Source organism: Bacillus sp. FSL M8-0256, from assembly GCF_038005765.1.
Taxonomy (GTDB): domain Bacteria; phylum Bacillota; class Bacilli; order Bacillales; family Bacillaceae; genus Bacillus; species Bacillus safensis.
In genome coordinates, this window is the sequence record NZ_JBBOTU010000001.1 from 3,341,555 (window position 1) to 3,353,491 (window position 11,937).

The 11,937-nt window shown below is 41.6% G+C and carries 10 protein-coding genes and 1 other annotated feature; of the genes, 4 read left to right on the top strand and 6 right to left on the bottom strand.

Annotated features, from left to right (window positions below):
* The first annotated feature begins 49 nt into the window (after positions 1–49).
* Complete coding sequence (locus NSQ76_RS17350) at positions 50–2,164, top strand: ArnT family glycosyltransferase (protein ID WP_034623772.1); 2,115 nt, start codon at positions 50–52, stop codon at positions 2,162–2,164.
* A 31-nt stretch (positions 2,165–2,195) separates the two neighbouring features.
* Positions 2,196–3,188, top strand: a complete 993-nt coding sequence (locus NSQ76_RS17355) for a glycosyltransferase family 2 protein (RefSeq protein WP_034623770.1) — start codon at positions 2,196–2,198, stop codon at positions 3,186–3,188.
* Positions 3,189–3,232: 44 nt separating this feature from the next.
* Here NSQ76_RS17355 and NSQ76_RS17360 read toward each other — a convergent pair whose 3' ends face one another.
* Both NSQ76_RS17360 and NSQ76_RS17365 read right to left on the bottom strand, forming a co-directional pair.
* Positions 3,233–4,582, bottom strand: coding sequence for an amino acid permease (locus NSQ76_RS17360; RefSeq protein ID WP_024426239.1), 1,350 nt, complete (start codon positions 4,580–4,582; stop codon positions 3,233–3,235).
* 75 nt (positions 4,583–4,657) lie between these two features.
* Positions 4,658–4,884: a binding site (T-box leader), on the bottom strand.
* Between the two features lie 89 nt (positions 4,885–4,973).
* On the bottom strand, positions 4,974–5,648 hold the full coding sequence (locus NSQ76_RS17365; protein ID WP_024423594.1) for an NAD(P)H-dependent oxidoreductase: 675 nt from the start codon (positions 5,646–5,648) through the stop codon (positions 4,974–4,976).
* A 227-nt stretch (positions 5,649–5,875) separates the two neighbouring features.
* Between NSQ76_RS17365 and NSQ76_RS17370 the strand changes: the two genes are divergently transcribed.
* A complete protein-coding gene (locus tag NSQ76_RS17370; RefSeq protein WP_024423595.1) occupies positions 5,876–6,241 on the top strand; it encodes a winged helix-turn-helix transcriptional regulator in 366 nt (121 codons plus the stop codon).
* Between the two features lie 9 nt (positions 6,242–6,250).
* Here the strand turns inward: NSQ76_RS17370 and NSQ76_RS17375 are convergent, their stop codons facing one another.
* The 3 genes from NSQ76_RS17375 to ctpB all read right to left on the bottom strand — a co-directional run bounded on the left by NSQ76_RS17375 (position 6,251) and on the right by ctpB (position 9,653).
* Positions 6,251–7,438 (bottom strand): PDZ domain-containing protein, encoded by a 1,188-nt coding sequence (locus NSQ76_RS17375; RefSeq protein ID WP_034623768.1) that lies wholly within the window; start codon positions 7,436–7,438, stop codon positions 6,251–6,253.
* Between the two features lie 68 nt (positions 7,439–7,506).
* Complete coding sequence (locus NSQ76_RS17380; protein WP_007500014.1) at positions 7,507–7,860, bottom strand: swarming motility protein SwrAA; 354 nt, start codon at positions 7,858–7,860, stop codon at positions 7,507–7,509.
* Positions 7,861–8,204: 344 nt separating this feature from the next.
* Positions 8,205–9,653: a carboxy-terminal processing protease CtpB gene (gene ctpB, locus NSQ76_RS17385; protein ID WP_034623765.1), complete on the bottom strand. Its 1,449-nt coding sequence runs from the start codon at positions 9,651–9,653 to the stop codon at positions 8,205–8,207.
* A 153-nt stretch (positions 9,654–9,806) separates the two neighbouring features.
* On the opposite strand from ctpB, the gene NSQ76_RS17390 reads away from it, so the two are divergent.
* A complete protein-coding gene (locus tag NSQ76_RS17390; protein WP_024423598.1) occupies positions 9,807–10,547 on the top strand; it encodes a sulfite exporter TauE/SafE family protein in 741 nt (246 codons plus the stop codon).
* 49 nt (positions 10,548–10,596) lie between these two features.
* Here NSQ76_RS17390 and NSQ76_RS17395 read toward each other — a convergent pair whose 3' ends face one another.
* On the bottom strand, positions 10,597–11,859 hold the full coding sequence (locus tag NSQ76_RS17395; RefSeq protein WP_034623763.1) for a murein hydrolase activator EnvC family protein: 1,263 nt from the start codon (positions 11,857–11,859) through the stop codon (positions 10,597–10,599).
* Positions 11,860–11,937 lie beyond the last annotated feature (78 nt).

The window sequence follows — 11,937 nt, forward strand, 5'->3', positions numbered from 1 at the left end:
ATTTGCTTGTTACACTTTTTTCAAGTGAAGAAAAAGGAGTGACATGCTTTTGATCAGACGTTTTCAGAAATTTGATATTTATTTATTTTTCATATTGATCTTATCTGCCATCTTAAACATTTATAACATTTGGGAAGATGATACGGTGAATGCGTATTATACTGCGGCTGTCACTAGTATGATGCAAAGCTGGCATCATTTCTTCTTTGCTTCATTTGATCCAGCAGGGTATGTCACGGTGGATAAACCCCCGCTCACCTTCTGGCTGCAAACGATCAGTGCCAAAATTTTTGGTCTGCATGGATGGAGCGTCATCTTGCCTCAAGCTTTAGCAGGCATTGGATCTGTTTATCTAATCTATCGTCTTGTCAAACCAACTTTTGGTCAAGCAGCGGCAAGATTAGCGGCACTTATCATGGCGTGTACACCTATTGCGGTGGCTGTATCCCGCACAAATAATATTGACAGCTTACTTGTCTTTATACTTTTACTAGCAACAGGAATGATGTTCAAGGCTGTAAAACAGCAAAAGGTTCTTTGGGCGATTGCTTCATTTGCAATGATTGGCGTCGGCTTTAATACAAAAATGCTACAAGCCTATATGATCGTACCAGCACTCATTCTTTTTTACATCATTGCCTACCGAACGACATGGAAGAAAAAGTTGTTATCATTAATGATTTCAATGATTGTTCTTTTAGGTGTATCTGCTTCTTGGTCTATAGCGGTTGATCTCACTTCCAAAGACAATCGTCCTTATATGGGATCAAGTCAATCGAACTCAGCACTAGAATTAGCCTTTGGTTACAACGGTCTTCAGCGGTTGACTGGTCAACAGTCTGGCGGGGGAGGCGGCACAAATCAGGGTAAGGGACAGCCGCCTTCACAGCAAGGTGATCAGCAAAATGACAATGATTCATCCACCATGCCTCAGCCGCCATCTCATGGAAATCAAAACAACTCAGACAATTCAAACCAATCATCCAGTCAGAAACAGCCTTCAATGCAAGGACCACCAAGCAATGCAAACGGCACAACACCACCTGATATGCCTTCAGGCGGTAATGGTGATGGACCGCCAAATGGCATGGGCGGAAAAATGGGAAATGGCTCCGGCATGTTTGGTACAGGAACCAAGGGACCGTTACGTCTGTTCCAATCTGAACTGTCCGATCAAATCAGCTGGCTGCTTCCATTTGCAATCTTCGGTGCGATTGGTATCTTCTTCTCGACTGCCTTTGAAAGAAGACGTCTCAATACAAAACAAAAAGAAACACTATTTTGGTTAGCATGGCTTATTCCTGTAGCTGCATTTTTCAGTGTAGCAGGATTTTTCCATCATTATTATTTGATCATGCTGGCACCGCCAATTGCTGTATTAGCAGGAGCCGGTTGGGTTTCTATGACACAATTGTTCCAAACAGGAACTGGGTTTAAAAAATGGCTGCTTCCATTTGCGATATTCGTCACAACAGCATTTGAAATCTTTATCCTATCTACTTTTACAAGCACGATCGGTCTTGGACTAAGCATTGCAGTCGGTATCCTTGGTGTTGGAACAATCCTTTCTCTGCTTTTGATAAAAGGAAAAGAAAAACTAAAACAATTCGTGTCTCTCATCGCCATCCTTGGCATGCTGATTGCACCACTATACTGGGCAAGCACACCTCTTCTTTATGGGGGAAACAGTATGCTTCCAGAGGCTGGTCCTCAGCTTGCAACTTCAAGTGGCAGCATGAGTTCACAAGTCAATGAAAAGTTGATCAGCTATCTTGAGAAAAACAATACGGGAGAAGAATTCCTATTCGGAACAACAGATGCAACCACTGCTTCACCTTACATTATTAAAACAGGAAAAGCTGTTATGGCATTAGGTGGATTTAGTGGATCTGATAACATTCTCACGCTTATTGAATTCAAACAGCTCGTCAAAGACGGCAAAATCAAGTACTTCTATCTTTCTGGTATGAGAGGCGGCAGCTCTGACATTCTCACTTGGATTCAAAAAAATGGCAAAGAAGTATCTGCTTCTAAATGGCAGAACAGCTCTACATCCAAAACGAACCAGCAAACAGACAGCCAACAATCAGAACAAAATGATCAGTCAAATGGAAGAATGGGCGGAATGGAAAGCGGCACTCTTTATGAACTATCCGTTGATTAATTCATCTATTAAAAGGGAGGAAGGATGACTGATGGAAAAGAACATACGATATTCTATTGTAGTCCCAGTCTATAATGAAGAACTTGTGATCCATGAATCCTATCAGCGACTGAAAACAGTCATGGATTCGACAGGAGAAGCATACGAGCTTCTCTTCGTCAATGACGGTAGTATGGATCGAACAGCTGAACTAATTAAAGGGTATTCCCAAAACGATCCGAATGTAAGACTCATTGATTTTTCACGTAACTTCGGACACCAAATTGCCATTACAGCTGGGATGGATTATGCAAAGGGAGAAGCGGTCATCGTGATAGATGCAGACCTGCAAGATCCGCCTGAATTGATATTAGAGATGATCGCAAAATGGAAAGAAGGCTATGAAGTCGTATACGCCGTGCGCATCAAACGAAAAGGCGAAACTTTTTTCAAAAAGCAAACCGCTTCCCTTTTCTATCGCGTTTTACGTCAAATCACCGAAGTAGATATCCCAATCGACACCGGTGACTTCAGGTTAATGGATCGTAGAGTGTGCCATGAAATGAGAAAAATACGAGAAAAAAATCCATTTGTTCGCGGCCTAGTCAGTTGGGTAGGTTTCAAACAAATTGCAGTAGAGTACGTTCGAGATGAACGTCTAGCAGGAGAAACAAAATACCCGCTCAAAAAGATGCTCAAGCTCTCGATGGATGGAATCACTTCCTTTTCCTATAAACCTTTGAAGCTAGCGAGTATAGCAGGAATTGCCCTTTCCGCTATCGGATTCATTTCAATGTTTCTTGTACTTTACTTAAAGCTTTTTACAAACAGCACCATTACAGGATGGAGTTCATTAATTGTCATACAGCTGTTCTTTAGCGGCATCATCCTCTTTATGCTAGGAATGATTGGGGAATACATCGGCCGAATCTACGACGAGGCAAAAGATCGACCACTTTACATCGTAAGAGAGAGTTACGGGCTTCAGTCAAAGCCACATCCTGTTCAACCCCCTGTTCATTTCAAGCAATACAAACAGCATTAAAAAAGCGTGTGAGACCTCTTTAAAGGTCCCGCACGCTTTTTGTATTAAGCGGCTGTTTCAAACCGCTTTCTGTTGATGAAGAAAGAAAGAGTAATCATCAGATAAATGCCCATTGTGACCATCGTTTGGACAATTGGAGTTGTTGACACAACGCCGATGAAAATGGCCATGATCGCAATCACAGAAAACCATGTTGTGAAAGGATACAGCTTCACGCGATATCCTCCTGGTTCTGCTACACTCCGAGATTTTAAATGACCGACAGCAATAATAAACCAGATGAATAAGACCGTATAGCTTAAAGATCCCATTAAATAATTAAAGGTTTGACTTCCTACAAAAAGAGAAATCAATACAGCGGCATACAATGTAGATGTACACACTAGGATCGCTCTAACAGGCACCTGCTGTTTTGATAGCTTTGAGAAGCCCTTCCATACACGCCCATCCATCGCTTGCGTATAAAGTACCCTTGAGGATGCGTACAGCCCAGAGTTCATAGAAGACAAGATCGCTAGTAAAATGATACCGTTCATGATGTCACTTGCATATGGCACGCCAATCGTTGCAAACACGGTGACGAATGGACTCACTTGCTCATTGTTTACTTGATTCCAAGGAATCAAGCTGACGATGATGAAGAACGGCAGTACATAGAAGCCGATGATTCGTACAAATGTACTTTGAATGGCCTTTGGGATGACTTTTTCAGGGTTTTTTGTTTCTGCTAATGTGACCCCGATCATTTCAGTCCCGCCATATGAATACACTACAACAAGCATGGCCGCAATTAAGCCGCCTGTTCCATTCGGGAAAAATCCTCCGTGGTCGGTTAAGTTGGATAATCCCGGTGCTGCATGCTGACCAAATGAGACAAACAACATGGTTAACCCAATGATAATAAATAAAAGAATAACAGCAATTTTAATAGAAGCTAACCAGTACTCTGTCTCAGCAAACATTTTAACAGAACAAACATTGATCAATGTCACAACAAGTGAAATGATTAACACAAGTATCCAAATCGGCACTTGTGGGAACCAGTACTGAATAAAGATCGCAGATACGATTGCTTCTGCTGCAATGTTCAGCACCCACATTTTCCAGTATATCCAGTCTAAGAAATAAGCCGGATATTTGCCTAACACCGGTTCAATTAAATCACGGAATGTTCTTGCGCCAGGTCGTGCAACCGTCATTTCGGCAAGTCCTTGCATAATAAATAATAAAATAAGACCACCAATCATATATGCCAAAATGACAGCAGGACCTGCGATATCAATAGCAGAGCTGCTTCCTTTAAACAGACCAGCACCAATTGCACCGCCAAGTGCGAGCATCATAATATGCCTTGACGTCATTGTTCGTTTTAACTGCACATGTTCCTTTTCCATTTTCTATAGCTCCTTTAAATTTGAATCTTCAGACAAATATAGGATAAAAGCATATAAAAAGGCCAGTCATCTCCTTGAAGAGACGACTGACCTTGCAACCGCGTTACCACTCTAATTGATTCAGCCATAGCTAAATCCAACTTAAAACCCGTTAACGGAGGTCACACGTAAAGACTTACTATTTCATTCAGTCTTACCGCTCTTTGAGCGAGTTCAATGATTCGTTTTACTGCGTTGCACCAACCCGCAGCTCTCTTAAAAAAACGGATGTTCATCTACTATTCTCAAGTCAAAGCGTTTATAGTCCATTTGTATATTCATCAAAGATTTTATTTTTTAAATATACTGACTAACCACGCAATTGTCAACATCCTTTTTCAGACATTCTCTTTTAACGAATCCAAACAGCGACTTCATCCATCGGACGGCGCGTTTTGCCGCGCTTCGGCTCAGTCACACGATAACCAAAGGCTGCCATGACAGAAATATCATACTGACCATCCTCAAGCAGCCCTTCTTCATCTAGAATGCGATGAATCTCATCGTAGCTGAATCCTTCAACTGGGCATGAATCAATGCCAATTTGTGCAGCGGCTGTCATCATGTTTCCAAGGGCAATATACGTTTGTTTTGAAGCCCAATCAAAGAGCGTGCGTTCATTTTCTAACAAATGAAGATCATTCTCTTGGAATTCTTGGTAGCGTCCCTTCACCATCTCGAACGTTTCGTCTGACATTCCTTTGATTTGCTTGTTGATATATTCTGCATATGCTGAATCATAACGGGCGTCTGTTCTTGCCAAGATGATCACAAAATGGCTGGCAGTAGGAAGCTGCTTTTGCGCTCCCCATGTATACTCTTTTAATTTTTCTCTAAATGCTTCATTTTGAACAACGAGGAACTTCCAAGGCTCAAACCCTACAGAGCTTGGGGAAAGTCTTCCTGTTTCTAAAATAAATGCAAAATCATCCTCTGGTATTTTTTTCGTTGGATCAAACTCTTTTGTCGCATGGCGGAACTCATACGCCTCAATGATTTCTTTTTTTAATTGCTCTTTGTCTCGCATTGTCTTCATCCTTTCTATTAACCAATTAGGGTGTGTGTTTCATCAATCCAATTTCTTTCCATTCCCATATAGAAATTGTTATGATAAAAAAACAACAGCCCGAATGTGTGATGTGATATCTCTATGGTATAAGAAAAGCTTCGAGTGATTCAAGTACGCACATTTTTGTTCGTTAGTTACCATCTTGTTCGTGTATCACCAAATTTATCTTAGAAAGGCGTGTTAAGATGAGTGCACCATCCAACCCAGTCAGTATTGTCAATCATGGCTGTCCCGTTTCAGTGACGACAAGTGTCATCGGAGGGAAATGGAAAGGAGTGATCCTTTATCATTTGACTTGCGGACCAAAACGCTACAATGAATTGCGCCGGCTGCTGCCAAGAATTTCTCAGCGTGTCCTCACACTGCAATTGCGTGAGCTTGAACAAGACGGCGTTGTCCATAGAGAAGTCTATGAGGAGGTCCCCCCTCGTGTCGAATATTCCCTCACTTCTCTCGGAAATACATTAAAGCCTATCATCTTCGCTATGCGTGAATGGGGCGAATCCTACGGGAAAGAAGCGCGCCCAAAAGAAAAAAGCTGCCATCTCTAGCAGCTTTTTTTAAGATGAAATTGCCGTTGGTTCTTGCTGTGGATCATCCTTCACAAACAGGATGCCAAGCTGATGATGCTCCCCTTCATAAGAAGCACGTTTCTCAAATCTTGTCTGACCATTTAAGCCAATAATCTCGAGCTTTGTTAGAGCACGATTGGTTTGAAGGGCTTCATAAAATTCCGAAACGGTTTTGACTTCAATTCCATTCACTTTTGTGATGACTTCTCCGATCTCAAGCTTTAAATCAGCCGCTGGTGTATTCGGAATAATCCCCAGCACCATCAGCCCTTGATTACGCTTAGAGAAGTAGAACGGGGCAGCATTGTCATTAACCCTCTGCTTCCATGAGAGAAAGACTCTTCCTATCACCGCAATCAATACAGCTCCCCAAGCAATCGGTTCAAACCAAATACTTGCAGCACCTAATAAGGCGACAGCGAGTCCGAGCATAAGAATACGCCGCGCTGTAATTTGAATACTAACAATTGGCAGTGAGCCTTGAATTCTCTGACCGAATCCGATGATATATGGAATCAAAATAAATGAAAAGCTTTGATCATGCACTTGAAGCACCGGCCACCATGGCAGAGAAGAAGTGAATTCACCTGCCGGCATCAGCAAAACAAGCGGTAAAAGCCACAGACGGTTTGCCCGCTGCTGACCAATTAAAAGTCCTCTCGCACTCATCACCATAGCAGGCGATGTACGTAAATGCGCCGTTCGATAGGCTAGAATTCCCTCGGTCATTAATAGAAGTCCTAGCAGAATGACAACGGCTGATGCATTCATCATTGAGAGCTGCGGCAGCCAAGAATGACTCACTTGGAAATGCATCAGTCCAAGTGCCGCAATAAAACTGAAACCGAGTGTGTATGCAGACGAAAGCGCACTCGCCTTAAAGAATAAAGAGAAAACGATGGTCATCGCTGCAATCAGCACGATGAATCCAGGGGGGAGGGCAATCCCTAAGCCTACTGAAATAACGGATAGGCAAATCCCTAGAATCCATCCCTTTGAATATGTAAATTTAAGTTCATCGTATACATCTTCTATTCTTGTTTGAAACGCTTTTCTCTCCCGCTTTACGCGGATGTAGCCATGCAATAGGCTGATTAATATCATGAAATAAAAAAGAGGATGGATTAAAAACAGACCGACCGCTTTTAATCCGGCTCCCATCCACTCCGAGCTCATTATCGTTCACCGCCCAAGTCAAGCATTTTCTCTTATTCTATCAAATAAATCGATGCTTGACATCAGGTTTATTTCTCCTGATTCATCCAAAGTGTGACATTCGACAGTGAAAAATCTTTTAAGTAGTGATTGACATCTACATCTAGTATGCCGCCGAGCAGCTGCATCGACCTCTTGATGTCGGTTAAGTTTATACCAAGTCTCTTATGATTATCCATTAAATAATTGAAGTATATCTCAGCACAGTCTTCATCGATTTCGTCGACTGATTCTACCGTTGTGTAATTGACCAAGTACCTGCTTAACAGCATGAGCAGACTTAATGCCTTTGTAGCGGAAAACGTCACATCTTTCGTACGACTCTTAAGTTCCTCTACCAACTCGTAATATTTTTTCTCTCTCACAATACTTGCCCTTTTCAATTGTGTACCCCCATTTACTAGTTCTTTTAAGAAAAGCGCAAACCTCGGTACAGCTTAATGCTCAAGCTGAATATCCGCAAAAAATAAAATATTTAAAATGAGTGCTACTTTTTATTGTAAGAATTATTTATGTAACATACAACTTTCAAAAGTTTCATTTTCATGACATGTTTAAATCAACAGAAAGTCTCTTATATACTTATGTTATCGGGTAAAATTGAAGGAATGTTATGTTTTTTGTAAAATAAATGAATATATTTCTCGATATAATTTATTTTTAATCATAAATTATTACATGTTCATGACACTTATGAACCAAAAAAAAGAGGCTATTATTCGCCTCTTTATTTTTTAAGATATAGTGCTTTTAGTGCAGTCTGTAATTGAAGGTCATTTTTTTCGTAAGATTTCACTTCATCCACCATTTTGTTCATCATTTCCGCTGTTTTCAAATCAATGACACCTGATTTATCGAGATTGTATGTGCTTTGGAAGGCAAGTACGGCCTTTTTCGTTTCTTCATCAAAGTATCCATCTACTCTGCCAGGGTCAAATGACAATCCCTTTAACAGCGTCTGCGCTTGTCTTACTTCTTCATTGTTCATATCAAGCTGAAGCGGTTCTTTCAGCTGAAGCGGACCTGCGGTAAAGTAATCCGGCTGATGAATCGCAATTGTCGGTACGACGCCTTTTTTGTGAATCCAATTGCCTTTTGGCGTGAGCCATTTATACAGCGTTAATTTAATATTACTTCCATCTCCCATCGGAACCGCCTGCTGCACAGTTCCTTTTCCAAAGGAGACATCACCAACAACTTCATACTTTCCAGCTTCTTTCATGGCTCCAGCAAGTATTTCCGAAGCGGAAGCACTGCCTTTATCAATTAAGACGTTGACTGGGTAAGGCTTTTGTTCTTTCAGTTTTGAAAAATATCGTTTCCGGTCGCCATTCCGTTCTGCGATTTGAATATAGGGCTGATCCTTCGTAATAAAATGTTTCAAAATATCTTCCACACTTTGCAGATAGCCGCCAGGGTTTCCTCTCACATCCAGTACAAGGCCTTCTATGCCCTTTTTCTCGAGCTGTTTCAGGCTTGACGTGAAATCCTTCGCCGTATCTTCAGAGAAGCTGGAGATCGCAATATAGCCTGTTTTATGACCATTGACCTCTTTTACAGAGGAAGTCACTGTTTCAAGCGGGATTTCTTCTCGTTTGATATGGAACGTCAGCTCTTTTTCAATCCCGTTTCGTTTGATTGTTAAGGCGACAGACGTTCCTTTTTTTCCTCTTATTTTCAGTACAGCATCGTTTAAGCTTTTTTCTTTCATCGGCTCACCGTCAATGCTGATGACCTCATCTTTTGGCTTTAGACCTGCTTTTGCCGCAGGGGATTTTTTAAAGGCGGAGACGATAATGATCTTTCCTTCATCCATCCCCACTTCTGCCCCAATTCCCTCAAAGGAAGAATCAAGCGAATCAGAAAATTGCTTTGCGGTCTGCTTGTCCATGTATACTGAATACGGATCGTTTAACGTCGAAAGCATTCCTTGGATCGCGCCTTCAAGCAGCTTTTGCCGATCCACTTCCTCTACATATTCATTTGAAATAAGGTCATAGGCTTTCTCGATCTTTTCCATCCCATTCTCTTTCGCCTTATCACTTGATTGAGCTTGTCCAGCCATTGCAGCGGCTGCTTGCGTTGACTCCGCATGAGTTCCCTCTTTATGCGTCATCACACCTGCACTTATTAAGAGAACGACACTTGCCATAATAGATGCGATTTGTTTTTTCATATTTGGCCTCCTTCTTCAACTCTTCCTGATGACCTGAGTTATTATATGCCAGAAGAAGGGATTTCATGTAAAGACATTCTCCCGTGAAGGCTTGACGAATCATTTTATTAGGTGTAATTTTTATTTTGTTATGATTGAGAAGGAGTCTTCGCTATGTATATTATCTTGACGATGCTTTTATTAGGAATTTTATTAGGTTTTGTAGGAGCAGGCGGGGCGGGATTCGTCATCGCATTGCTTACATTAATTTTTGATATCCCTATCCATACCGCACTCGGGACGTCATTAGCCGCTATGGCATTTACGACACTATCAGGTGCATACAGCCACTACCGGGAAGGGAACATTCAGCTGAAATCTGGTTTGATTGTCGGGGCTCTTGCTTGTATTGCTTCTTTTGCTGGGGCTAAGGTTGCTCCTTTTATTCCAGAAGAGAGTCTGCACTATTTAACAGCAGGAATGCTTTTTTTATCCGCTGTTTTTATGATGATCAAACTATTTGTTCTTAATGAAGAGGCTGAACAGCAGCCGCTTTCTTCACGTCAGCTGATGACAAGAGGCATTATTTTAGGTCTTGTGTCAGGGATGCTGTCAGGCATGTTTGGTATCGGGTCTGCACCATTCATTCAAGTAGGGCTTTTGATTTTACTGAAGCTGTCGATTCGGCAAGCCGTTGGCACGACCATGCTTGTCATTATTCCGATTTCCATCGGCGGTGGAATTGGATATATTTCAGAGGGTTATGTTGATTTTATCTTGCTGATTCAAATATTAATTGGAACCGTATTAGGCGCATTTATCGGCGCGAAATTTACACGCCTTGCACCGAAGCTCTTATTGAAATCAGCTGTTCTGTTAACACCTATTATTGCCGGATTACTGCTGCTGTTTTAATTCTATCTAGACCAAAAAAGCCGATAACATGATGTTATCGGCTTTTTGATTAGCGGATATATTGCGCTGGATTGACTGCATTTGATTTTGCGCCATTCCATAATCCTTTATGAATTTCAAAGTGAAGATGCTGACCATGCGATTGGCCGGTATTTCCCATATAGCCAAGGAATTGTCCTTGTTCGACTCTCTGTCCTGTTGACACACTTCTTGTAGACAGATGGGCATATACAGTTTGATACGTCTGTCCATTGATATTGTGCGTAATGAACACAACATTTCCATAGCTCGATGAGTAGCTTGAGTTTGTGACGGTTCCAGATGCTGCTGCATAGACAGGAACTGTGCCCTTTGCTGCAATATCTAATCCGAAGTGGTTTCCGCCAGAACGTCCGCCAAAACCAGATGAGAAACGCCCTGCAGCTGGTTTAATAAAGCCTGAGCTGCTTGCTGGTGTATCAGATACTTGATCTGAGCCGCCGCTGTGAGGTGCAGGTGCATTTTTTTCAGCTGCTTGTTTGGCTTTCTCCGCTTCTTCCTTTTGTCGGTGTGCTTCCTCAGATTTCACTGCCGCTTTTTGATTCGCAAGGATTTCTTGTTCATTCTCAAGCTTGCCTAGTTCATCATGTGCATGATTTTTTTTATCTGTCACATCACCTAAAATGTGTTCTTTTTCTTTGTGCTTCTTAGATAAATCTTTTTTCAGTGCTTCTAGCTCTTTCAGAGATGTTTCAAGTCCGCTTAGCTGATTATTTAGCTCTGCTTCTTTTTGCTCCACCAGCTTTAAATCATTTTCATGTTCTGTAATCATGTCTTTGTCTGCTTCGACAATCGTTGTGACAGCCCCAACACGACCGACAAAATCACTAAAGCTGCGAGCACCTAGCAGCACATCTAAATAGTTGATCGTACCGCCGCTTTTTTGCATTGAACGAATTCGGTCTTTGAAAATGGCTTTTCTTTTTTCAATTCGCTCATTGATGACTTGAATGTCTTTTTTTAGCTTCTTGATCTCTTGCTTCGTTTTTTTAACTTCTTTCTCTTTTTCAGCGACTTTTTCAGTTGCAGTACTCACCTTTTGGTCAATTTGTTCAATTTCTTTCTTGAGCTTTGATTCTTTCTTTTCAAGCTTTGCCAGCTCTGACTTCTTCTTCTTCAAGCTTGATTCAGTCTTCGATGTTTTCTCTTCGATTTGTTGACGTTTTTGATCTAGGTCTTCGTATGCGAATGCACGATTCTCGTTCCCTGGAATGTATAGCCACGTTGTTCCAATAAACGCTGCCATTCCAGCCATCATCAGCTTTCTTTTCAAAACGATATTCCCCTCCCATGACAACTGTCGACATGAAGAGCCGACCGGATGAATCAGATCAACCGGTCACATCTTCTA